Below are 23521 nucleotides of genomic sequence, written 5' to 3'. Positions count from 1 at the left end.
AAATAACCCCCTAATATATTTCTAGATTTTTTTAAATTTCCAACGACCTTTACCATACCAAATGCTAACTATCAGTACTTCAACAATGACTGATAAGCTTATGGCTATCCATACCCAATTGGACCCAAGGTTTAACCTTCCGGCAAAGATATATGCTAAAGGAACTTTAACAGCCCAGTTTGCAACTAAGGATGCTACCATTGGTGGAGCAGTGTCCCCAGCTCCAATAAATACCCCTCCATATATTACAGAAAAAATTACAAAAATTAAACCTACATAAGTAATTCTAAAGTAACTTACTCCTATTTCTATAACCCTGAAATCTTCAGGGTTTTTTACAAACACACCCATTATGGACTCAGAGAAAATAAAGTAGGGGATTGCAAAAATCAGCATATTAATAGCACCGATTAACAAGCCATTTTTAACATGAACATTGATGGAATTGTAATCTTTTTTTCCTAGATTTTGCCCTGTTAGAACTGAAATGGCAGTGGTAAGGCCTGCTAAGATGATAAAAACCAGATTAAACATTCTTCCACCTATTGTAAAGGCAGCTAAGGCATTTTCCCCAGAAAGGCTTGCTATACCATACATGAAAAGCCCTGTTATGGGTCTAGCCACTGCTTGAACAACAGCATAGCCACCTATCTTAATAAATCTAATCATCAGTTCAAAGTCAAAAACAGGTGTTATCACATCTAAAATCTTACCCTTAAAAGCTTTCCTTTGAAGCACAAAAACAAATAGTACAAAGGCAAAAATATTTGATAGCAATGTACCATAAGCTGCACCCTTGTAACCAAGCTCAGGAAAGATCCAAACACCAAAAATCAATAACCAATTGAAAAGAATATTTACAGCATTCATTAGGACAAAAATAATCATGGGAGTGAAGGTATCACCCTTTGCTTGAAGTATAGCTCTACCAGTCATATTATAATAAACAAAAGGTATGCCAACCAGAACTATCCTTAAATAATTAGTGCCATATAATAATAAATTGCCCCGTGCTCCAAAAAGCTGTAAAAGTGGCGTTGCAAAAACTGACACACAAATCCATAAAAAAACTCCCACCAATAAGGCTAGGGTTAACGCCTGTCTTGTTAAATTAGTAACAGTGTTCTGGTTTTCTGCACCACTTTCTCTAGCAATTAATGCTATGGTACCTGCAACCACGAGCTGTGAAGCCACTACCACAACTCCGAAAAGTGAAGTACTGTATCCAATGGCTGCAAAGAAGACAGTATCCCTAAGCATAGATATAAAATATAGATCAACTAACTCTAATGCTGTCTGTAATACTTGTCCAAGCATAACTGGCCAAGCCAAAAGCCAGATCATTTGTAAGCTCTTTTTGTTTGTTAATTTTTCTTCCACCACCAGTGTGTTTTCCATATAGACTCCCTTTCTCAAGAAAAATATAGTCTCTATATATTTCTAGAAGCGAATGGTTTATTCCTGCTATCTAAAAAAATATTACGCTGATATTGTCTTTAATGCGTTAAAGATGTAAAATAGATGTAATATTAAATGAGGAGGCTATATTTTGAAGGATAAAATAATTGAGATAATTGATTGTAAAAGGGACGAATACTATAGTTTGTCTAGGTATATATGGGAGAACCCCGAGCTAGGCAACAAAGAATACAAAGCAGTAGAAGCACTTACAAAAAAAATAGCTTCTGAAGGCTTTGAAATAGAAAAAAACGTAGCAAATCTAGAAACTGGTTTTATAGCCAGTTATAAAAGTGACAAAGATGGTCCAACAATCGCATTTCTAGGGGAATACGATGCACTACCCCAGTTAGGTCATGGATGTGGTCACAATATGATTGGTGTAGCTGCTGCCCTATCGGCAGTTAGCTTAAAAGAAGTGGTAGATACTTTTGGTGGCCGGATTTTAGTCATAGGTACACCAGCGGAAGAAACTTATGGTGGTAAGGTTAAAATGGTTGAAGCAGGAATATTTAATTATGTGGATGCTGCACTAATGATACATCCCTCAAGGGACTATATAAGCAGTGGAACTTCCTTAGCCATGGAAGCACTACAATTTGACTTTTACGGAAAACCAGCCCATGGGGCTGCATCACCCCATAAAGGTGTAAACGCATTAGATGCTTTGGTAAATTTTTATGTTGCTGTTAGTACCCTTAGGCAACAGCTAACTTCCGATGTAAGAATCCATGGGATCATATCAAAGGGGGGAGATGCAGCAAACATTATACCTGATCATACCCAAGGTCAATTTTATATTAGGGCTATGAAAAAAGAATACTTACAAGAAGTTATTGAGAAAGTAAAAAAATGCGCAGAGGGTGCTGCACTTATGACAGGTTGTACCTTGGAGATCTCAAATTATGAGGAAACATATGATAACCTTATAACAAATCAACTATTGTCCCAACTATACACAGAAAACTTAATGGCTGTGGGGATAACAATTGATCAAATCCAAGAAAAGACCAGTCATGGTTCATCGGACATCGGAAACGTGAGTCAAGTGGTGCCAGCAATTCATCCATATACAAAGATTTGTGCATCAGATATAGCAGGGCACACAAAAGAATTTAGAGATGCAGCAGGTAGTGAAGAAGGCTTTGATCAAATGTTATATGGAATAAAAGCCATGGCTCTTACAGGATTTGACCTGCTATCAGATGAAGAGAATTTAAAGAAAGTTAAAGGAACTTAAAAGGAAGTAATCAAGCGCCTCTCCATGAGGCGTTTTTTTAGTGTTAATAAATGATCAATAGTTTACTTTAATATAGACATAAGAAAGCATAAGATTCTTGTTTTCATATAAATAGTGGGTTAATATAATACTATGATTAGAATATTTTAGGGGGTAGTTTAAATGCGTGACCATATTCTCAAATTTCTCGATGATAGCAAAGAAGAGTATTACAGTATATCAAAATACATTTGGGATAATCCAGAATTAGGACATAAGGAAATTAAAGGATCTCAAGCACTTATCAAGAAGCTTAAAGAGGAAGACTTTGCCATAGAAGAGGGTATAGCCAGTATGAAAACTGCCTTTAGAGCTACATATAAGGGGAAAAGTCATGGCCCCACCATAGCCCTTTTAGCAGAGTATGATGCACTGCCTGAGTTAGGACATGGATGTGGTCATAACCTTATAGGAGTGTCAGCTGTTATGGCAGGGGTAGCTCTCAAGGAAGTTGTGGATAGCCTAGGGGGGGCCATCTTGGTCATAGGCACTCCTGCGGAAGAGACTGATGGGGGAAAAGTTGCAATGGTGGAACAGGGAGTTTTTAATACCATAGATGCTGCCCTTATGGTACACCCAGCTCAAGCCTATGAAAGTAGTGGATCATCCATGGCAATGGAAGCATTACAATTTGATTTTTATGGAAAGCCTGCCCACGGGGCAGCTTCGCCACATAAGGGAATAAATGCCCTTGATGCCCTAGTCAACATGTATGTTGCTATAAGTACATTAAGACAACAGTTGCCTTCTGATGTAAGGATTCATGGTATAATAAGTAAAGGTGGAGACGCAGCAAATATAATACCAGATCATACCCAAGGACAGTTTTATGTCAGGGCAATGAAAAAAGAGCAGTTAAAAGTAGTCATTGAAAAGGTTAAAAAATGTGCCCACGGTGCCGCAATGGTGACAGGCTGCACTGTTGAAATCAAAAACTACGAGGAATCATATGATGATATGGTAACAAATGAGTATATTTCTGACCTATACGACAACAATCTTATAAAACTAGGCGTAAATCCTAAAGATATTCACAAAGGCTCTGATCATGGGTCTTTAGATATGGGAAATGTTAGTCATGTTGTGCCAGCAATCCATCCCTTTGTAAAAATATGTTCTTCAGATATAGCTGGTCATACCAAAGAATTTTCAGCTGCAGCAGGTACTAAAGAAGGCTTTGAGCAGATGTTAATAGGTATTAAGGCCATGGCTTTGACGGCATATGACCTATTTACTAACCCAGAGAAATTAAATGATACGAAATTTTTAAAAAAGTAAATATCTAAAGGAAGGAGGAGTTAGATGTTTCAAAACTTAACCAACTTTATTGACGAAGTAGTATCAGTGGAGCTAGTACTCAGTTTTTTGAAAAATTCATTCCGAATCATCGTTATAATTTTTTTAGCCATATATGTATTGAAAATAATATCCAAATTAGTGGATAAGTTTTTCGCAAGTCAGAAATACATTGATGAGAGGAAGATAAAGACCCTCTCAGCAATAAGTAAAAGTTTTTTAAAATATGGGATCTATCTATTTGCTGGAATGATGATATTAGCAGAGTTAGGATTTTCTACCACATCACTTTTAGCAGGAGCCGGTGTTGTAGGGGTGGCCTTGGGTTTTGGTGCACAAGGATTAGTTCGGGATGTTTTGACAGGGTTCTTTATCTTATTTGAAGATCAGTTCTCAGTTGGCGATTATGTCAAGATTTCTGGGCTTTCAGGTGTTGTTACAGATATTGGACTAAGGGTAACAAAATTAAGGGACTTTTCAGGAGAAATTCATATTATACCAAATGGGTCGGTGGATAAGGTTACAAATCTTTCAATAGGTGAAATGCGGGCTATGGTTGATATCCCAGTAGCATATGAAGAAAACTTAAACAACGTTTTCAGTGTCCTTGAAGGTGCCATGGAAAAAGTTAAACAAGACTTCCCAGAAATAGTAGAAGGCCCTACGGTTTTGGGTGTATCTAATTTTGGTGACAGTGAAGTTGTTTTAAGAATAGTAGCCCAAACAACACCCATGAATCAATGGAAGATTGAAAGGGTAATAAGACTGTATACAAAAGAAGCATTCAACGAAAATAATATCGAAATCCCTTATCCAAGAAGAGTAAACATTACTCAATAGTCATTATAAAAAAATATATAAAAATAATCCCGACAAAAGCATTGCTTTTTAGTCGGGATTATTTTATAATAGCTTTAGACAAATGAAAAATATTCTCAATTAACTACGGATACACAATCATAAAATTTACTATAATTATATTTTTTTAAGTTATAGTGAGAAAGATTATCATTGGCCCCGGAACAAATTGAGAAACAATTCACAGGAGGAATCTAATAATGAAGAGATTTAAAGTTACTGCATTAGTTTTATCAATTATTTTAGTAGTGGGTTTAGCAGCAGGTTGTGGGTCTACGAGCTCAAGTGACTCAAATGAACTTGTTATCTACTCATCTAGAAATGAAAATTTTGTACAACCTTTACTGGATAAATTTCAAACTGAAACAGGTATAACTGTTAAAGCTTTACATGCAGGAGAAGGTGTTTTTAATAGATTGAAAGAGGAAAAAAATAATGTACAAGCCGATGTAGTGATCTCCAATGATATTGGAGCATTGGAAAACCTTCGAATGGAAGGATTTTTACAAGGTTATACTCCTGAAGGTATAGAAACAATTGATGAAAAGTACCGTGCCGATGATAACTCTTGGTTTGCCCTTTCCGCTAGAACTAGAGTATTTATCTACAATAAAGACCTTATTTCAGAAGAAGATATGCCAAAAAATGTTTGGGAATTAATAGACCCTAAGTGGGCAGGGGAATACGCAATTACCCGTGGTGGTAATGGTGGTATGATAGGACATGTTTCTGCACTAAGAACCCAGTGGGGCGACGAAAAGACCTTAGAATGGTTATCCTTAATCAAGAATACCGCTGGGGCCATAACCCAGGGGCATGGAGATATTCGTAGAGCTGTAGGAGCAGGAGAATTCAAGTTTGGTCTAGTAAACAACTACTACTACCACCAGCAATTAAGAGAACCTGAAAATAACAATGTAGGAGTAATCTATCCAGACCAAGGTGAAGGTGAGATGGGTGCTGTACTAAATGCTGCAGGTGTTGGTTTTGTTCAAGGATCTCCAAACTCTGATAACGCTAAAATCTTTTTAGATTGGATTTTAAAAGCAGAAAATCAAAGGGAATTTTCATATGCTTCCCTTGAGGTTCCTATTAACCCAGAGATAGAAGCTATAGAAGAAGCTGCTACAATAAATGAGTATAAAGTTCACGGTATGCCACTTAAAGATCTTGGAAAACACTGGCTAGATACTAAAGAATTAATTGAGAGATCAGGACTAGACCTAGAAATTAGATAGTTTAAAAAAAAAATCAAATGGGAGAAATGCTATGAATAAAGCAAATGACATACCAAATAAATCTAATAGCTCCCAGCCTAAGGTTCGATTAAATCGAACCTTTTGGGCTTTTAGTAGGAAAATTTGGCAAAATTTTTGGGTTGGGGAGCCACCTGATGCCATTTTATTTTTTTTAGCCCTTATCACTTCGGTGGTAATGGCTTTTCCCCTTGTTTACGTGGTATGGAGATCAGTTTTTGCTGGAACTGATCGTTGGATGAGACTATTAGATTCAAGGATACCTATGATATTACAAAACACCCTGAGCTTAACTTTTATGGTAACATTATTAGCTACAACCATAGGAGTTTCCTTAGCTTTCTTAGTGGAGCGTTGCAACATCCCTGGTAAAAAGTACTGGCAATGGATGTTAGCTTTACCCCTTGTAATCCCCCCTTATGTTGGAGCAGTGACATATATCATTATACTTGGCCCTCGTGGCTGGGCATATGACTTGTTTGGTAATTCACCCTTGGATATTTACTCCTTTTGGGGTGTTGTATTTGTACTAACAATGTTCACTTACCCTTACGTTTTTTTAATTGCTTCATCTGCTATGAAGAAAATGAATGCTAACTATGAAGAAGCTGCCAAATCTCTGGGAATGAATACATGGGGTATATTAACTAAAGTTAACCTACCTTTACTAAGACCTGCCATAGGTGCAGGTGCAATACTGATAGCCCTATATGTACTTTCAGATTTTGGAGCGATAGCCATGCTCAGGTATACAACATTTACATCTGCAATTTACTATCAGATGGGAAGCTATGATAACATTTCTGCAACGGTTTTAAGCTTGGTTCTCATAGTATTAACCCTGGGGGTTTTATATTTAGAAGGGAGAACTAAAAGGAAACAGAAATTCCACCAAGTCGGTAGCACATTTAAAAAAGCCGAAGCTTTAGATATAAAAGGACTTAAAGTCCCTGGACTTATTTTTATACTTTTAGTTTTCACCCTATCTTTTGTTTTACCAATTATAGTGCTCCTTTATTGGTCTAGACAAGGTATAGTAGCTGGGGCTTTAGATCAGAGATTTTGGCAGTTTGCCTTTAACAGTGTAAAAGTTGCTGGATTAGCAGCTATGGTTTCAGTGGTTGTATCTTTACCAATTGTATACCTTAAATCTAGGTATCCTTCTACGTTTACAAAGGTTATAGATAAACTGAGCTATTCAGGGTATTCATTGCCTGGAGTTATTGTGGCACTGGGATTAGTTTTTGTGTTTAACCGCTATATACCTATGCTATACAACACATTTATTATTATTAGTGTAGCTTATGTAATAAGATTTCTACCCCAATGTATGCAAGCAGGAGAATCATCCCTTAGCCTTCTTTCACCTAGAATTGATGAAGGAGCTAGGAGTTTAGGTTATTCCCCATGGAAAGTTCTGGTCAGAGTTATTTTACCACTTATTTCGCCAGGGGTCCTTGCAGGAGGGGCCTTGGTATTTGTAAGCTCCATTAAAGAACTGCCAGCAACCCTTTTGCTACGTCCACCTGGCTTTGATACCTTGGCAGTAAGAATTTGGGTTGAAACAAGTGAATCAGTTTATCACTTGGCAGCTCCAGCAGCACTACTAATTATATTGATATCTGTGATCCCACTTAAGTGGATGCTAAACAAATACTAGGCCAGAGGTGATAAGATGAATGCAATCGAGCTAAAAAAGATATCCAAAACATATAGAGGTTCTGACTTACCAGCAGTATCTGATCTATCCTTAATACTACAAAAGGGAGAAATTGTGACACTTCTAGGACCTAGTGGTTGTGGAAAAACTACTACCTTAAGATTATTAGCAGGATTTGAGAGGGCAGACAGCGGAGTTATTGAGCTAGGAGGTAATCGGATTTTTGATGAAAATAGATGGATTCCTCCAGAAAGAAGAAATATTGGGATGGTGTTCCAAGACTATGCCCTATTTCCGCACTTGAATGTAATTGATAACATAGGATTTGGTTATAGAGGAAAGGACAAGAAGTCAAGAACCCATGAAGTATTAGAACTAGTTAGCTTAAAGGGATATGAAAGTCGTTTTCCCCACGAACTCTCTGGGGGACAACAACAACGTGTGGCCATAGCCAGAGCTTTAGCTAGAAGGCCAGTGGTTGTTTTGTTAGATGAGCCCTTTAGTAATCTTGATGCAGATTTAAGGATCTGCATGCGGGTTGAAGTTAAAAGAATTATTAAAGAAGCTGGAGCTACGGCTGTGTTTGTAAGTCATGACCAAAAGGATGCCTTAGCCATATCTGATAAAATAGTTGTTATGAAAGATGGAAAAGTTCAACAAATTGGGAGCCCCAAAGAAATTTACCAATTTCCTGTAAACTCCTTTGTGGCAAACTTTGTTGGACATACTAATATTATAAAAGGTGTGGTGGGAGAAGATGGTCGAGTTATTACTCCCTTTGCAGAAATAACCTGTAATAATTCCACAGGCCTTAAAACAGGAACTAATGTAAAGTTATCTGTTAGACCCGATAGCTTTCAAGTTGAAGAAAATGGGCCAATAGAATCTGTGTTACTTTCTAAGGTCTATGGGGGTAACACAATAGATGCAGTTGTTGGTATACAAAAGGGTGATTTTAAACAAAAGATTTCCATGCAACTTCACCCAAGTATGGATTACGAAATAGGTACTATGATAAAACTGGGTATTTTACCAGGATTTGTTTCTGTTCTTAATGAAAAGTAACCTAAACTTAACATAGATATACGGATAATATGTTATAATTAATGTACTCATTGATCCCCCTTAAATATATTTTCTCTGCAAAACCCATGGAATTTTCCATGGGTTTTTTGCATGGTTTGAGAAAATGTGAATTTAATTACTGTAAAAGTCTTAATTTTATCCTATACATATATTTTTTTGTTGGTTTAATGTGTTAAAACTCGACTTATAACAAAAAATAGTTTAGAATAAGAAATGTACGATTTTTTAAATTATTTTAAGGAGGAATTTTCAAATGACAGAGATGAAATTAACAGTGACAAATAAAACAGGTTTACATGCAAGACCTGCTGCCCTACTTGTGCAAACAGCATCAAAATTTACTTCAGAAATCACTATTTCAAAGGGTGAAGGTGATGTAAATGCTAAAAGTATTATGGGTATAATGGCCCTTGGAGCTAACGAAGGAACTGAAGTAACTTTAAAAGCAAGTGGTGCTGACGAGCAAGAAGCATTAGCAGCCATTAAGGAACTATTTGATAACAATTTTGGCGAATAGGGAGTGATTAAATGGTTTTAAAAGGAATAGGTGCATCCAAAGGTATTTCCATGGCACCTGTACTGTTACTTAGGGAAGAGGAAATAGATATATCTGAAAACATTGTTGAAGATATTGCTTCTGAATTAAATAGATTCCATTCTGCATTGGAGAAATCAAAAGAACAGCTAGAAAAAATTAAAGTGTTAGCCCAGCAGAAGATGGGTAAAGATAAAGCTGAAATTTTTCAAGCTCACCTACTAGTACTTTCTGATCCTAAACTTGTAAACTCTGTGGAAAATGGAATTAAATCAGAAAAGAAAAATGCAGAGGTAATACTAGATAGAACCATAAAGTCCTTTGTACAGATATTTGAATCCATGGATAACGAATACATGAAAGAAAGAGCGGCAGATATCAAAGATGTTGGGGGAAGGCTTCTTAAAAACCTATTAGGTATTGAGATGGTAAACATAAGCCAACTAGATGAAGAAGTAATCATAGTTGCCCATGACCTTGCTCCTTCTGACACAGCTCAAATGGATAAAGAGAAAGTACTAGGCTTTGTAACAGATATCGGTGGTAGAACTTCCCATACAGCTATAATGGCAAGGAGTTTAGAAATACCTGCTGTGGTAGGTCTTGGTACAGTCACTGAAACAATATCAAATTCAGACTATGTGATAATAAATGGGGAAACTGGTGAAGTACTAGTAAACCCCACAGAAGATGTGAAAAATCAATATAAAGAAGAACAAAGAAAATACCTTGAATACCGTGCAAAACTGATGGAGCTAAAAGATAAAAACACAGCTACCAAAGATGGTAAACATGTGGAGCTTGGAGCAAACATTGGAACACCAAACGATCTAAAGGGTGTATTAAACAATGGTGCTGAAGGTATTGGACTTTACAGAACAGAGTTTTTATACATGGACAGAACATCCTTACCAACAGAAGAAGAACAGTTTGAAGCATACAAAACAGTTCTAGAGGGTATGGAAGGAAAGCCAGTTGTTATAAGGACCCTAGACATCGGTGGAGATAAAGAAATTCCCTATCTAAACCTTCCAAAGGAAATGAATCCATTCTTAGGTTATAGGGCACTAAGGATTTGCCTAGATAAAACAGATATATTTAAAACACAACTGAGAGCACTCCTTAGAGCATCTGTGTATGGAAACCTTAAAATCATGTATCCAATGGTATCTGGCATAACAGAAGTTAGACAAGCAAATGCCATCATGGACGAAGTTAGAAAAGATCTTGAGGCAGAGGGCATAGTATATAGCAAAGACTTCGAAGTTGGTATAATGATAGAGATTCCTACAGCGGCCCTTACAAGTGACATCCTTGCTAAAGAAGTGGACTTCTTCAGCATAGGGACAAACGACTTGATTCAGTATTCAACAGCAGTTGATAGAATGAACCAAAACATAGCCCATCTATATACACCATATCACCCAGGAGTTTTAAGGATGATAAAAATGGTTATAGAAAATGGACATAAAGAAGGTATCTGGACAGGTATGTGTGGAGAAGCAGCAGGAGAACTTCCCCTTATTCCACTATTACTAGGACTAGGCTTAGATGAGTTTTCCATGAGTGCAACATCTATACTTCCAGCAAGGGAGCTAATTTCAACCCTTACAAAAGAGAAAGCTCAGGAGATAGTTGAAAAGGCTATGTCTTTAGCCACAGCTGAGGAAGTAGAAGAGTACTTAAGATCCGTAATAGCATAAACTAAATAACAGGGCTGCTGCACAATGAATAATTCATCTGTGCAGCAGCCCTGTTTGTTTTAGTGAAGAGTGATTAACCGTGAGATTATCATACATACATACATACATACATACATACATACATACATACATACATACATACACAGCATCGCAATGTTTTAACTAAGAAAAAAATCTATTAAAAATCATCAGCTTCTAGTATAAGGTTTTTAAAAAACAGATTTTCCTCTGTGTTGTATCTGAAGCCTTCTTAGGTTACCGTACCCTATACACGTAGAATAAACCCCATTGGTACAACATAATGTCTTAAGGATAAAATGCTCAAATCCAGCTTGTTATGTTAAATAATGGATGATAATATAAGGGTATAGGTATCAGAGAAAGGGGAAATTAATTTTGGCTAACAAAATTTTAAGATTATCATTAATATTTTTAGTGGTATTAGCTTTGGTGGTGGGTTGTAGTGGGGAAAGTATAAGCCCAGATAACATTGATGATACCATCATTCATGGTGATAACTATGATGGTACATATGATCGCTCAGGTATAACAGAGATAAAGTTTGATAATGGGGTATTTTATCAGATTTTTGTCTATAACTATAGAGATTCTTCTGGAGATGGAGTAGGTGACCTAGGTGGAATGATTGAGAGTCTAGATTATCTTAGTTACCTAGGGGTCAACGGAATTTGGCTAACACCAATCACCCATGGTGCGAGCTACCACAAGTACGATGTGGTGGATTACTATGCTGTGGATCCCGAGTTTGGTACCATGGAAGACTTTGAGACACTTATAAAAGAAGCCCACAGGCGTGGTATTAAAGTTATTATGGATTTAGTTATAAATCATACTTCTAATGATCACCCATGGTTCAAAGCCTCGGCAGCTGATTCTGAAAGTAGATACAGAGAATACTATCATTGGGTAGATCAAGAGGATTTAAGGCGTCGAGGTAATGGATGGCATAACTACGAAAATTCCCAGTGGTATTATTTAGGCAACTTCTGGGGCAGAATGCCTGACTTAAACTTCGACACACCTGAAGTAAGGGGAGAGGTAAAAGAGATTGCGAAATTCTGGCTAGATAAAGGTGTGGATGGTTTTAGACTAGATGCAGCTAAACATCTTTACCATGAAGCAGCAAAGAATCATCAATTTTGGAATGAATTCTATAACTCACTAACTGAATTAAAAGAGGATGTATACCTAATTGGTGAGGTTTGGGATACTCCTGAGGTTATTGCACCTTATTTTGCTAACGGTTTGAAAGCAAACTTCAATTTTAGAATTGGAGAAAGAACAGTTACTTCTATTAACAGTGGCACAGATAGACTAGGAAGACAGTTAGACACAATCTACAAGACCTACTCTGAGCATAACCCCGATTTTACTGACGCACCTTTTTTATCAAATCACGACACTAAAAGGGTAATGTCTTACTTTAATCACGACTTTGATAAAATGAAACTAGCTGCAAATGTACTGTTAACCCTACCTGGTGATCCTTATATTTTTGCAGGGGAAGAAATAGGAATGATTAGCAATGATGATCACATGGATATCAGAGAACCCTTTAAATGGTATGAAAATAATGGGCCAGGGCAGACAACCTGGAGACCAAATTCCTTTAACAGTACTGAACAATGGTCACCATCTGTGGAAGAACAACAACAAGATCCAGACTCTTTGTTAAACCACTTTAAAAATATGATAAGTATAAGACAAAAAAATGATGCACTAATCCGTGGTAAATTTGAGTTAGTGCAAAACGAAAATAATTCTATACTAACATTTCTAAGGACTTCTCAAAGCCAGAAGGTGTTGGTTGTCCATAACTTTAGTGCCGAGACCCAAATATTAACATTGGAACTCGAAGGGAAATTCAGTGAGTTTGAGAGAACTAAAGATGGTGCAGATGTGGAGAGAAACGGCAACATACTGACTATAAAAATTCCAGGACTTTCTTCAATAATTGTTAATTAAAGCTTATAAACAGGGATTGTAGATGATGAAATTTATCGCTACAATCCCTTTGTATATATGATTAATTTACTACTATTTTTCAGTTATCATCATCATTACACTTTTTGGGCCCAATCTATTGCACTATTTTGGTATTTAACATATAATAAAATTGTAAGCTACCCAAATGGGAGTGAAACGAATTTTGGTGTATTAATAACTACAAAGCACTGCTCTGAGCCAAGCTTGGACCGAGACAGGTATAAGATTGAAACATCTCACAAGAGGTGTATTTTCCCTGTCTATCCAAATTGGATAGATTTTTTTATTTCTTCCCTGGCTTGGTTAAAATAACCTAACTGATACTTTGAAAAATGGAGGTGAAGGGATGAATATAGGTTTCATAGGAGCTGGTAAGGTTGGTACTGTTTTTGGGCACTACTTAAAGGAAAACGGATTGAATGTTGTGGGTTATTACAGCAGAAATCCAGAGTCTGCCCAAAAAGCTGCAGAATTCTCTTCCGCTAAAGTTTTGTCCCTTGAAGAAGTGGTGGAACAGTCGGATATAGTTTTTTTAACAACCCCCGATAGTGTAATTAAAAAAGTCTGTGATGATATAGGAGAAAACATTGGATTTAGCAACAATCAAACCATAGTACATATGTCAGGTGCACTAAAATCCGATATATTATCAAAAGCTAAAGCACAAGGTGCCAATACTTTTTCCCTTCATCCTATGCAATCTTTTGCTGATACAAAAAAGAGTATAGATGCAATACACAATACTTTTTTTACTATGGAGGGCACTGGAGATAAATCTGCAATACTTGAGATACTGAAGAAGATAGGGAATAAATTTAAAGAGATTGAGCCTGAACATAAACCATTGTACCATGCTGCAGCATGTGTAGCTTCAAACTACCTAGTTACATTAGCTAAAGTATCAACTAATATGCTAAAGACCATTGGTTTTAACGAGCAAGAGGGGCATGATGTTCTAATGCCACTTATGCAGGGTACAATGGATAACATAGATAAATTGGGAGTTGTAGATGCCCTGACAGGGCCAATAGTACGTGGTGATATGGTAACTATACAAAATCACCTGGAAAATTTAAATGATGACCAGAAATCTTTTTACTCAGCTTTAGGTTTGGAAACCTTAGATGTGGCTGAAAAGAGAGGCCTTAGGAAAGAGGATATAGAAGCATTAAAAAAAATATTAGAGGGAAGTGGATTAAATGGATAAAAAGTATACTGTCAGTTCCTTTATGCAAAGCAAGGTAAAGGGTGATAAAATTAGTATGTTGACAGCATATGACTATTCCACTGCAAAGCTCTTAGATGAAGCAGGGGTTGAATGTCTATTAGTTGGAGATTCTTTAGGCATGGTGATGCTAGGGTATGACAGTACTTTAAAAGTTACTGTGGACGATATGGTGCACCACACAAAGGCTGTGGCCAGGGGGGCTAAAAGGGCGTTAGTTATTGCTGATATGCCATATCTTTCTTACCACATAAGTGTCGAGGAGACAATAAAAAATGCTGGTAGATTGATACAAGAGGGAGATGCTCAAGGGGTTAAACTAGAGGGTGGAGAGGAAATACTAGATAAAATAGAAGCACTGATAAAGGCTCAAATACCAGTTTTAGGACACCTAGGATTAACACCCCAATCAGTAAACATGATGGGTGGTTACAAGGTCCAGGGTAAAAGTGAAGAACAGGCTAAACAGCTTATTGCTGATGCAAAATTATTAGAAAAAGCAGGTGTCTTTGGTATAGTACTTGAATGTGTACCTAAACAGCTTGCAGACCATATATCAAAGTCCATCAGCATACCTACAATTGGAATCGGTGCAGGCAATGGATGTGATGGGCAGGTTTTAGTTATACAAGATATGCTAGGTATGTATTCAGATCTTGCTCCTAAATTCGTAAAACGTTATAAGAACACAGGAGAAACAATGAAAGAAGGCGTTAGAGAATATATCCAAGAAGTAAAATCTGGTGCTTTTCCAGAAGATAAACATTCATTTATGTTAAAAGATGATGTGCTTGAAAAACTATATTAATTAGTGAGGTATCTACTTATGAATATAATTGAAAACCCTAAACAAATGCAGCAATATTCCTTAGGGATGAAATTACAAGGAAAGTCAGTTGGATTTGTACCAACAATGGGCTTTTTACACCAGGGGCATCTTTCCCTTATGGAGCAAGCAAAAAAAGAAAATGATGTAGTAGTTGTAAGTATATTTGTTAACCCAACCCAGTTTGGGGAGGGGGAGGATTTTGACATCTATCCTAGGGATTTTCAAAGGGATAGGAATCTAGTTGAAGGTGTAGGTGCAGATGTTATTTTTTACCCTCAGGTAAAGGATATGTATCCTGATAATTATAAAACCTATGTGGACGTTAACGAAATAACAGATAAGTTATGTGGGGCATCCCGCCCAGGGCATTTTAGGGGTGTTACTACCATAGTTTCTAAGTTGTTCAATATGGTGCTTCCAGATAAAGCATATTTTGGCCTAAAGGATGCCCAACAAGTTGCTGTGATCAAACAGATGGTCAAGGACCTTAACTTCCCTGTAGAAATAATTCCCTGCCCAATTGTTAGGGAAGAAGATGGCCTAGCCATGAGCTCTCGAAATGTGAACCTAAAAGATAACGAACGAAAAGCCGCCTTAGTATTATCTCGTTCTTTATTTGATGCTCAAGGGAGTATTGGACGTGGTGAAAGGGAAGCAAGTAAGATTCGAACTACTATTACAGAGAAAATAACTTCTGAACCTTTAGCTAAAATAGATTATGTGAAGGTAGTAAGTGGTGATACTTTGGAAGATTTAGATAGACTTTCTGGCAATGTTTTGATAGCATTAGCAGTGAAGATAGGTAAAGTAAGACTAATAGACAATATTATGTTGGAGGTTTAACCCATGTATATAACAATGTTTAAATCTAAAATACACAAAGCAGTTGTAACTGAAGCTAACCTGAATTATGTTGGTAGTGTTACCATAGATAAGGATCTCTTAGAAGCCTCAGGAATTATGCCCCATGAAAAGGTACAAATAGTAAATAATAATAATGGAGCTCGCTTAGAAACATATGTAATAGAAGGTGAAAGAGGCTCAGGAACCATATGCCTAAACGGAGCAGCAGCCCGCTTAGTGCAGCCAGGGGACGTGGTTATTATAATCGCATACTGCATGTTAGACAAAAATGAGGCAAAAGCACACCAACCTCAAGTAGTATTCGTAGATGAAAACAATAAAATCACATCTGTTGAAGGTCCCGAGACTCATGGCGAAATAAGATAATATAGGATATATAACAAAAGGAAGAACCAAGTGGTGGTTCTTCCTTTGTCTTATCAATTGTCATCTTCCCATTCTAAATCCAAACTCTCAATATAGTCAAATAAAGTGTTTTCGCCAAGTATTTTATAGTGACCTCTCGCGTACATATCGTTTTCATCTAAACTAAAGCTAAATGTGTATGGGGATGTGTAAACATCATTATACACTTGTATTCGGTATTTGTAATCCAATAGAAAAATTCCACTGTCCCATCTCATAAGCCTCATATCAGCATGATCAAACATAATACTTCTGATTATATCTTCATCTCTAATGGTGACTCTTTTTTCATTAACTCTATCAACTACATAGATTTTATTCATTGTTTTCCACTGACTAGTAATCGTATTTCCATAGGTTGGAAATACTACTCTGTAAGTCAGAAGTAATAAAGCTCCTACAACTATCCCCAAAAATATTTTCTTTTTCAAAAGTAACCCCTCCCCAAAGTTTATGTTCCATAATTAATATGCTCTAACTCCAGTATTATTTATATTCTACATTATTTACACAAACCCTCTTGAATAAATTGATTCAATTCATGGATAAGAAAAGGCTAATAAGTGTTGTTCCTAGTATAGACACAGGTGTATGTGAACAACAAACAAGAAGGTTTAATGAAGAAGCTAGTAAAATAGCTGATGCAGAAAAGGCTACTTTAGAAGATGACAAAGATCATTTTTTAGGAATGTCGTATATTAAACGCTGTACAAAATTCTCCGTCGAGACTTAAGGCTTCTATCTAAACTCCAGAAGGGGACCGCTCCAATTCACCGTCCATGGTTCAGTGGAGCTCTCGAAACGTCCTGTTTCTAGCCCCTTCTTCCGTTTAGCTATTTAGCTCTTAAGTCTATCTCCTCGAACTAATTGTACTGCTTTTTAAAATACACATCTAGGGTCAATGACTTTGTCTTATCAATTGTCATCTTCCCATTCTAAATCCAAACTCTCAATATAGTCAAACAGGGTATTTTCGCCAAGTATTTTATAGTAACTCCTCACAGATATATCGTTTTCATCCAAATAAAAGCTAAATGTGTATGGGGATGTGTAAACATCATTATACACTACTATATTGTACTTGTAGTCCAATATGAATATTTCACTGTCCCGTTTCATTAGTCTCATATCGGCATGATCAAATATTATACTTCTGATGATATCTTCATCTCTAATGGTGACTCTTTTTTGATTAGCTTGATCAACTACATAGATTTGATTCATTGTTTTCCACTGACTAGTAACAACATTTCCATAGGTTGGAAATACTACTCTATAAGTCAGAAGTAATAAAGCTCCTATAACTATCCCCAAAAATATTTTCATTTTCAAAAGCAACCCTCCTCAAAAATTTATGTTCCATAAGTAATATGCTCTAACTCCAGTATTACTTATATTCTACATTATTTACACAAACCCTCTTGAATAAATTGATTTTTCATACAAAAGGAGGAAATTTACATTGTATGAAGAAATAATAAGTATAGGAACTATTACTATTAGCTCTTTGTATATGATTTATTATCGTTGGTATACTAACAAAATAGGTGTAATACTCTAAAATATAGTTAATAAAGGAGGCTTTATTTATGCAAATAACAATGAAAGGCAATCCAATCGTACTTTTAGGAAAAAAAGTAGAAGTTGGTGACCCAGCACCACACTTCACTGTTGTAGGTCAAGATATAAGTGAAGTTAAATGTCATCAATTCATGGGTAAAAAAAGGCTAATAAGTGTTGTTCCTAGTATAGATACAGGTGTATGTGAACAACAAACAAGAAGATTTAACGAAGAAGCAAGTAAAATAGCTGATGCTGTTATTTTAACAATTAGTATGGATCTTCCATTTGCACAAGCACGCTGGTGTGGAGCAGCAGGTATAGATAAAATTCAAGTTTTATCAGACCATAGAGATGCAAGCTTCGGAAACGCCTACGGAGTGCTTATAGAAGGTTTACGTTTATTAACAAGAGCAATCTTCGTAATAGATGCCAATGACAAAGTTACCTATGTTGAATACGTACCAGAAGTAACGGATCATCCCGATTATGAAAAAGCATTAGAAGCTCTAAAATCAGTCTAAAAGAAGCAGCCAAGGGCTGCTTCTTTTAGACTGATGACAAAGTCATTTTTTAGGAATGTCGCATATTAAACGCTGTACAAAATTCTTCGTCGAGACTTAAGGCTTCTAGCTAAACTCCAGAAGGGTACCGCTCCAATTCACCGTCCATGGTTCAGTGGAGCTCTCGAAACGTCCTGTTTCTCGCCCCTTCTTCCGTTTAGCTATTCAGCTCTTAAGTCTATCTCCTCGAATTAATTGTACTGCTTTTTAATATACACATTTAGGGTCAATGACTTTGTCTTAGGCTTGTCTACAAGCTGAAAGAAGCAACCAAAGGCTGCTTCTTTCAGACTTAGGCAAAATACATGTCCCACTAATACAAAAAAGTTGACTTATTATTATCACTTGTGATAATGTAGCGATGAGGTGATATTCTATGAGCGATAAAATAATTGTGGACTGGGATTTGGAAGAACAGCGCATTGAAGCTGAGTATAAACAAAAATTAGAAGAATTAAAACAAAAGAAGAAAGAAAGCCAACTGGTTGGTAATATATTGGCTAAAGGTGTCCTTCCTGTGTTAGTAATGCATGTGGTTGGAAACAGCCCTTCAAATGGCAATGAAATATCCAATATAATAGGTGAGATAACAAATGGAAAGTGGATACCAAGTACTGGTGGAATCTATCCAATACTTAAAAAAATGGAGAAAAGCGGGTATATGGCTTCAAGCTGGGATGATCCAGAAAAAAGAATTAAAAAAACCTATAGTATAACACAAAAGGGGATTGAAGAACTACAAACCCAACGCAAGCTACTGGCAGATAGTGTGCAGCAGACTGTAGATATACTTGAGGGTATTTTAAAGGACATAAAAAAATAAGAAAACTCCTAAATGGAGGAAACTGAAATAGTTTCTCCACCTAAAGCAGGTCAAAAGTCTTCAGGTTGAGGGGAAATAAGCCCAGAAATCCAGCGTATATTAATACCTGGGGATTCTGGGCTTAGCTTAGTGCGTTTTTTTTTGGTATCCACTCATGAGACTCATTCCAATTTCCAGTAGGTAATTTGTAATAATATTTTTATTAATATTATTACAAATGGACAATATAATTAATAATAATTTAGTCAGTTGACAAATGGTTATCACTAGTGATAATATATATTTAAAACTATCACTAGTGATAACGTTGGGAGGATGATTGTAGATGAAGATAAAAATTAAAGAGCCTGTAAATACTTTAACCCACTTTGCCACATGCATTTTAGCTGTTTTTGGTACCATTTACTTGATTTTAAATTCTATTGGAGAGCTGTCTAAGGTTGTGACATTATCAATCTACGGAATTAGTTTAATATCTCTTTACGGTGCCAGTGCATTATATCATGGTACAAAAACTACAAAGGAAAAGGAAATTATACTAAAAAAAATAGACCATGTGGCCATATTTTTCCTGATTGCTGGTAGTTATACCCCAGTATTCTCATTTGGTCTTCCACCAGTATGGAGAACGGTCATGCTCACTCTAATTTGGGTACTTGCCATAGTGGGTATGGTATTAAAAGTCTTTTACGTAAATGTACCTAGATGGGTATCCTCAGTTGTCTATGTGTCCTTGGGATGGATTGCCTTAGTTCCTTTATATCATCTAATTAAAGCATTTCCAATGCCAGCTATAGTTTTGATGATTCTAGGAGGGGTAGCCTACACATTTGGAGCAGTTATCTATGCAACCAAATGGTTTGATTTTGTCCCTGGTAAGTTTGGCTTCCACGAAAACTTTCACATCTGGACAATGATAGGAAGCATAGTACATTTTGTATTTATTGCAATGTATATATTGCCTAGATAATAAAACTAAGGAGCCCTAAGGGGCTCCTTAATTTTTTACTCTACCTCTTCAAAAAGATCTTTTCCTACTCCACACTCAGGGCAGATGTAATCTTCTGGTAACTCTTCAAAGGATGTTCCTGGCTTTGCAACACCTTCTTCACCAACAGCTGGATCATAAATGTAGCCACACACTGTGCATTCCCATTTAGCCATATAAATCACCTCCTTATATATAAATTACCAAAAATAAGGGAAAATTGAAAGGTGTTTTATTAAATTTAAAGGAGAATAAGTAACTATACACCAAAGAATCTTTGGATTATAATAATAATTAACAATTAATAAGGCATTCACCACGCCTAATTACTTTTCCTAACAAACATGAAAGTAGGCTGATCTTGTGAAATTAAGTGTTGCCCAACTTATTGAAATAACCCAAGGAAAATTGAAAAATGGAAACTTGCAAGATACTGTTGATTATATATTCTACGATGTTATAAAAGATCATAAGCCCCAGGGGGATTTTCTATATATACCCTATATAAACAATTATAGAAAAATAGATACCAGTGAAAACATAGCTATAATGAAGGCTCAGGGAGCAAAGGGAATATTAGTGGATGGCAGCTTACATAAGGATATTGACACTGGTCGTTACAGATTTTCCATAGAAGTGAAAAATTTAGAAGAAGCTGTCATTGCCCTTACAAAATACATGAGAAATATTAAGAAGCTAAATGTAATAGCTGTAACTGGAAGTTCAGGTAAAACAACGTCTAAAGAGCTTATTGCAAGTATATTAAAAAAGCAAAATATAACATATAAAAAAACATTGAGAAACATTAATGGATATGGTGGAGCTGCTCATACTGTATTTGGAAGTGACACAAATAGTGTCTGCGTTCTAGAGGTGGGAGTTAACGGACTAAAAAGGCTGCCTTCCCTAGCAAAAGCAATTGCCCCGAATTACTTACTAGTAACTAATATATATCATACTCATTTTGATAAGTTTCCAGACCTATTTGAGGTAGCTAAAAATAAATTGTCTTTGGCAAAACACATGAAACCACCCTCTACTAAAGTTTTATATGGTGATTGTAAGCACCTCAAGGAGTATATTGATTCAGACACAATAACCTTTGGGCAAAACAATGTGAATGACTACTTCATAAAAGAAATAACCAATTCCCACGCCCAGGGAAGTACTTTCGTTGTTAGTGATCATAAATCAGACTATACTATTCAAACACCCTTACTAGGAAAACACAATATAATCAATTGCCTTGGTGTATTTGCCCTATGTAAAGAGTTTGGAGTAGAGATAGGGGCTATAATTGAAGGAATAAGAAACTTCTCAGGGATAAAAGATGATTTTTATTCTACAATATCATTAGAAAATGTAGAAGGTTATTTGTTTTTAGATGATAGTCAACACTTTAATCTTCCTGCCCTTAAGGCAGGTTTAGATACCTTTATAGATATAACAGATAAACAAGGTGGAGTGGTAATCTTAAGCTATGATTACAAATTTGACTCTGTCAATTTTAATACCGAGGAGTTATTACTAATATTAGCTGAAAGAAAAGAAAGCATAAAAAAGCTAATACTCATTGATCATGGATGGGAGAAATTTAAAGATAGGATTGAAACCTTGAGTATCCAAGCAGACTATGTCTTATCAAAAGGGGAGTGTGCTGAGCACATAATGAAAACCGTTGCAAAGGGTGAGTATATTTATCTCAAAGGTGACTTTAACCACCACCTAAGAGGCATAATTTCCATTTTGAAAGGTGAGACCAATGAACATAAAGGAAGCAATTGATTATGTATACAGCTACTGGAATACATTTGGAAAAAATGTACCCTTTGATATGCATGATAAAGAATTTAGAGATCCAGACTTAACTAGAAGGCTAATAGAAGACTATGGTGTGAAAATAGATAGGGATAAAAACATATTAGTAGTGGGTAGTAAGGGAAAAGGTACTACTGCAACATTATTAGCTGAGATATTGACAACCCACGGATACAAAGTGGGGTTATTTACTAGCCCACATCTTGAGAGATTTACCGAGCGAATAAAGATTGACGGATTGGAAATACCAGAATCCACCATGGCTCAATATATACAGGGGCTCATACCCCATGGGGAAAATGTAACCAAGGAAATAGTCCCTCCCTACTATTTGGGGCCAAATGGGATATTTTTGGCTGCAGCCCTAAAATATTTTCAAGATAATAAAACAGATTTCAATGTTCTTGAAAGTGGAAGAGGCGGTAGGTATGATGATGTGTATAAGCTTGGAAATAATGTTATACTAACTCCAATTGTGTTAGAACATAAATATAGACTGGGGACAACTCTTCCCGAGGTAGTTCAAACAAAACACTCTATCATAGACTTAGATACAAAGCATGTTGTTGTTTCAAAACAGTCTGAATCTGTAGAGAAAACTTTATCCGAGCTTGAGTATGACCATGTAAAATACTTTTATTATAATCAAGATCATTTCCTGTATGAACATCGGATAAATGAAGGCCAAAGTATCTTCAACATAAATATACATGGGGAAAAATATAAAGCTAGGGTTCCAAATCTGGTGGAGTATATAGGATTAAATTTAAGTTCAGCCTTATCCATGGCGAAAATCATTTTAGGGGAAATACAGCAAAGCAAGCTTGAAAGTTTATCTAAAACTACCTTTAGTGGAAGATGTGAAATTTTGTCTACCAGTCCCTTAGTGGTTCTAGATGGTATGATTTGTGGAGAAAGTGCTAAATTAGTACTAGATTCTCTGCCTAAGACTGATAACGGTGGGAGAAAGGTTGCCATTTTAGCAATCCCCAGTGATAAAGATTATATGGGAGTTATAAAAGTTTTAATAACTGGCTTTGACCATATTATTTTTACTAGATCCATAGGTGCTCAATACCCTTTTCCAACAGATTTACCACAAATAGTAAGTAACTATAACAATGAATTTAGTTTTACTAATAGCTTAGATGAAGCCATTGAAATTGCAAAGGAAGGGGAACTAGAACTAGTTGGTGTTTTTGGAACACAGTCTTTAATTGGAGAAGCACGGAGAAAAAGAAAAAATATACAAAAAACCTTTGACAAAATAAAATAATTTGCTATAATATTATTAGGAATTATTACTAA

23 protein-coding genes are annotated in these 23521 nt (G+C 36.1%); 19 read left to right on the top strand and 4 right to left on the bottom strand.

The window, feature by feature from the left end; translation table 11 throughout:
• Positions 1–21 precede the first annotated feature (21 nt).
• Positions 22–1398, bottom strand: coding sequence for an MATE family efflux transporter (locus tag HYG86_RS03065; protein ID WP_213167481.1), 1377 nt, complete (start codon positions 1396–1398; stop codon positions 22–24).
• Between the two features lie 151 nt (positions 1399–1549).
• Here HYG86_RS03065 and HYG86_RS03060 point away from each other — a divergent pair, with 151 nt between their 5' ends.
• The 13 genes from HYG86_RS03060 (at position 1550) to panD (ending at position 16422) form a co-directional block, all read left to right on the top strand.
• Entirely contained in the window at positions 1550–2698 is a 1149-nt protein-coding gene (locus HYG86_RS03060; RefSeq protein ID WP_213167480.1) for a M20 family metallopeptidase, read from the top strand.
• Positions 2699–2860: 162 nt separating this feature from the next.
• Positions 2861–4015 carry a M20 family metallopeptidase gene (locus HYG86_RS03055; RefSeq protein ID WP_213167479.1) on the top strand — a complete coding sequence of 385 codons (1155 nt, stop codon included), beginning with the start codon at positions 2861–2863 and terminating at the stop codon, positions 4013–4015.
• Positions 4016–4039: 24 nt separating this feature from the next.
• Positions 4040–4873, top strand: a complete 834-nt coding sequence (locus HYG86_RS03050) for a mechanosensitive ion channel family protein (protein ID WP_213167478.1) — start codon at positions 4040–4042, stop codon at positions 4871–4873.
• A gap of 218 nt (positions 4874–5091) precedes the next feature.
• Positions 5092–6129, top strand: a complete 1038-nt coding sequence (locus tag HYG86_RS03045; protein WP_213167477.1) for an extracellular solute-binding protein — start codon at positions 5092–5094, stop codon at positions 6127–6129.
• A 31-nt stretch (positions 6130–6160) separates the two neighbouring features.
• Positions 6161–7807 (top strand): ABC transporter permease, encoded by a 1647-nt coding sequence (locus tag HYG86_RS03040; RefSeq protein ID WP_213167476.1) that lies wholly within the window; start codon positions 6161–6163, stop codon positions 7805–7807.
• Between the two features lie 15 nt (positions 7808–7822).
• Positions 7823–8872, top strand: a complete 1050-nt coding sequence (locus HYG86_RS03035; RefSeq protein WP_213167475.1) for an ABC transporter ATP-binding protein — start codon at positions 7823–7825, stop codon at positions 8870–8872.
• 274 nt (positions 8873–9146) lie between these two features.
• The gene (locus HYG86_RS03030; RefSeq protein WP_213167474.1) at positions 9147–9410 is read left to right on the top strand and encodes an HPr family phosphocarrier protein; all 264 of its coding nucleotides are present in this window, start codon (positions 9147–9149) and stop codon (positions 9408–9410) included.
• A gap of 11 nt (positions 9411–9421) precedes the next feature.
• On the top strand, positions 9422–11131 hold the full coding sequence (ptsP, locus tag HYG86_RS03025) for a phosphoenolpyruvate--protein phosphotransferase (RefSeq protein ID WP_213167473.1): 1710 nt from the start codon (positions 9422–9424) through the stop codon (positions 11129–11131).
• 396 nt (positions 11132–11527) lie between these two features.
• Positions 11528–13117, top strand: coding sequence for an alpha-amylase family glycosyl hydrolase (locus HYG86_RS03020; protein ID WP_213167472.1), 1590 nt, complete (start codon positions 11528–11530; stop codon positions 13115–13117).
• Between the two features lie 367 nt (positions 13118–13484).
• Positions 13485–14345, top strand: coding sequence for a Rossmann-like and DUF2520 domain-containing protein (locus tag HYG86_RS03015; RefSeq protein ID WP_213167471.1), 861 nt, complete (start codon positions 13485–13487; stop codon positions 14343–14345).
• On the top strand, positions 14338–15171 hold the full coding sequence (gene panB, locus HYG86_RS03010) for a 3-methyl-2-oxobutanoate hydroxymethyltransferase (protein WP_213167470.1): 834 nt from the start codon (positions 14338–14340) through the stop codon (positions 15169–15171). The genes HYG86_RS03015 and panB overlap by 8 nt, the downstream gene beginning before the upstream one ends.
• A gap of 18 nt (positions 15172–15189) precedes the next feature.
• Positions 15190–16035 (top strand): pantoate--beta-alanine ligase, encoded by an 846-nt coding sequence (gene panC, locus HYG86_RS03005; RefSeq protein ID WP_213167469.1) that lies wholly within the window; start codon positions 15190–15192, stop codon positions 16033–16035.
• A 3-nt stretch (positions 16036–16038) separates the two neighbouring features.
• Positions 16039–16422 (top strand): aspartate 1-decarboxylase, encoded by a 384-nt coding sequence (gene panD, locus HYG86_RS03000; RefSeq protein ID WP_213167468.1) that lies wholly within the window; start codon positions 16039–16041, stop codon positions 16420–16422.
• 53 nt (positions 16423–16475) lie between these two features.
• On the opposite strand, the gene HYG86_RS02995 is transcribed toward panD, so the two are convergent.
• The gene (locus tag HYG86_RS02995) at positions 16476–16892 is read right to left on the bottom strand and encodes a hypothetical protein (protein WP_213167467.1); all 417 of its coding nucleotides are present in this window, start codon (positions 16890–16892) and stop codon (positions 16476–16478) included.
• Positions 16893–17002: 110 nt separating this feature from the next.
• On the opposite strand from HYG86_RS02995, the gene HYG86_RS18350 reads away from it, so the two are divergent.
• Positions 17003–17194, top strand: a complete 192-nt coding sequence (locus HYG86_RS18350; RefSeq protein WP_343064183.1) for a hypothetical protein — start codon at positions 17003–17005, stop codon at positions 17192–17194.
• 182 nt (positions 17195–17376) lie between these two features.
• Here HYG86_RS18350 and HYG86_RS02985 read toward each other — a convergent pair whose 3' ends face one another.
• A complete protein-coding gene (locus HYG86_RS02985; RefSeq protein ID WP_213167466.1) occupies positions 17377–17793 on the bottom strand; it encodes a hypothetical protein in 417 nt (138 codons plus the stop codon).
• A gap of 257 nt (positions 17794–18050) precedes the next feature.
• Between HYG86_RS02985 and tpx the strand changes: the two genes are divergently transcribed.
• The 3 genes from tpx (at position 18051) to trhA (ending at position 20377) form a co-directional block, all read left to right on the top strand.
• Positions 18051–18545 (top strand): thiol peroxidase, encoded by a 495-nt coding sequence (gene tpx / locus HYG86_RS02980; RefSeq protein WP_213167465.1) that lies wholly within the window; start codon positions 18051–18053, stop codon positions 18543–18545.
• A gap of 415 nt (positions 18546–18960) precedes the next feature.
• Positions 18961–19407, top strand: a complete 447-nt coding sequence (locus HYG86_RS02975; protein ID WP_213167464.1) for a PadR family transcriptional regulator — start codon at positions 18961–18963, stop codon at positions 19405–19407.
• A gap of 325 nt (positions 19408–19732) precedes the next feature.
• On the top strand, positions 19733–20377 hold the full coding sequence (trhA, locus tag HYG86_RS02970) for a PAQR family membrane homeostasis protein TrhA (RefSeq protein WP_213167463.1): 645 nt from the start codon (positions 19733–19735) through the stop codon (positions 20375–20377).
• Positions 20378–20412: 35 nt separating this feature from the next.
• Here the strand turns inward: trhA and HYG86_RS02965 are convergent, their stop codons facing one another.
• Positions 20413–20571, bottom strand: a complete 159-nt coding sequence (locus HYG86_RS02965) for a rubredoxin (RefSeq protein ID WP_213167462.1) — start codon at positions 20569–20571, stop codon at positions 20413–20415.
• A gap of 187 nt (positions 20572–20758) precedes the next feature.
• On the opposite strand from HYG86_RS02965, the gene HYG86_RS02960 reads away from it, so the two are divergent.
• Complete coding sequence (locus HYG86_RS02960) at positions 20759–22180, top strand: Mur ligase family protein (protein WP_213167461.1); 1422 nt, start codon at positions 20759–20761, stop codon at positions 22178–22180.
• Positions 22158–23489 carry a folylpolyglutamate synthase/dihydrofolate synthase family protein gene (locus tag HYG86_RS02955; protein WP_213167460.1) on the top strand — a complete coding sequence of 444 codons (1332 nt, stop codon included), beginning with the start codon at positions 22158–22160 and terminating at the stop codon, positions 23487–23489. The genes HYG86_RS02960 and HYG86_RS02955 overlap by 23 nt, the downstream gene beginning before the upstream one ends.
• The last annotated feature ends 32 nt before the right edge of the window (positions 23490–23521 follow it).

The organism is Alkalicella caledoniensis, from assembly GCF_014467015.1.
Lineage (GTDB): Bacteria > Bacillota > Proteinivoracia > Proteinivoracales > Proteinivoracaceae > Alkalicella > Alkalicella caledoniensis.
Note: the sequence above shows the minus strand (reverse complement) of the source record. Positions and strands in the feature narration are given on the sequence as shown.

Bases quoted from the DNA above. Each gene is read 5' to 3' on its own strand.
- HYG86_RS03065 (WP_213167481.1), bottom strand. From the start codon at position 1,398: ATGGAAAACACACTGGTGGTGGAAGAAAAATTAACAAACAAAAAGAGC.
- HYG86_RS03055 (WP_213167479.1), top strand. From the start codon at position 2,861: ATGCGTGACCATATTCTCAAATTTCTCGATGATAGCAAAGAAGAGTAT.
- HYG86_RS03050 (WP_213167478.1), top strand. From the start codon at position 4,040: ATGTTTCAAAACTTAACCAACTTTATTGACGAAGTAGTATCAGTGGAG.
- HYG86_RS03045 (WP_213167477.1), top strand. From the start codon at position 5,092: ATGAAGAGATTTAAAGTTACTGCATTAGTTTTATCAATTATTTTAGTA.
- HYG86_RS03040 (WP_213167476.1), top strand. From the start codon at position 6,161: ATGAATAAAGCAAATGACATACCAAATAAATCTAATAGCTCCCAGCCT.
- HYG86_RS03035 (WP_213167475.1), top strand. From the start codon at position 7,823: ATGAATGCAATCGAGCTAAAAAAGATATCCAAAACATATAGAGGTTCT.
- HYG86_RS03030 (WP_213167474.1), top strand. From the start codon at position 9,147: ATGACAGAGATGAAATTAACAGTGACAAATAAAACAGGTTTACATGCA.
- ptsP (WP_213167473.1), top strand. From the start codon at position 9,422: ATGGTTTTAAAAGGAATAGGTGCATCCAAAGGTATTTCCATGGCACCT.
- HYG86_RS03015 (WP_213167471.1), top strand. From the start codon at position 13,485: ATGAATATAGGTTTCATAGGAGCTGGTAAGGTTGGTACTGTTTTTGGG.
- panB (WP_213167470.1), top strand. From the start codon at position 14,338: ATGGATAAAAAGTATACTGTCAGTTCCTTTATGCAAAGCAAGGTAAAG.
- panC (WP_213167469.1), top strand. From the start codon at position 15,190: ATGAATATAATTGAAAACCCTAAACAAATGCAGCAATATTCCTTAGGG.
- panD (WP_213167468.1), top strand. From the start codon at position 16,039: ATGTATATAACAATGTTTAAATCTAAAATACACAAAGCAGTTGTAACT.
- HYG86_RS18350 (WP_343064183.1), top strand. From the start codon at position 17,003: ATGGATAAGAAAAGGCTAATAAGTGTTGTTCCTAGTATAGACACAGGT.
- tpx (WP_213167465.1), top strand. From the start codon at position 18,051: ATGCAAATAACAATGAAAGGCAATCCAATCGTACTTTTAGGAAAAAAA.
- HYG86_RS02975 (WP_213167464.1), top strand. From the start codon at position 18,961: ATGAGCGATAAAATAATTGTGGACTGGGATTTGGAAGAACAGCGCATT.
- trhA (WP_213167463.1), top strand. From the start codon at position 19,733: ATGAAGATAAAAATTAAAGAGCCTGTAAATACTTTAACCCACTTTGCC.
- HYG86_RS02965 (WP_213167462.1), bottom strand. From the start codon at position 20,571: ATGGCTAAATGGGAATGCACAGTGTGTGGCTACATTTATGATCCAGCT.
- HYG86_RS02955 (WP_213167460.1), top strand. From the start codon at position 22,158: ATGAACATAAAGGAAGCAATTGATTATGTATACAGCTACTGGAATACA.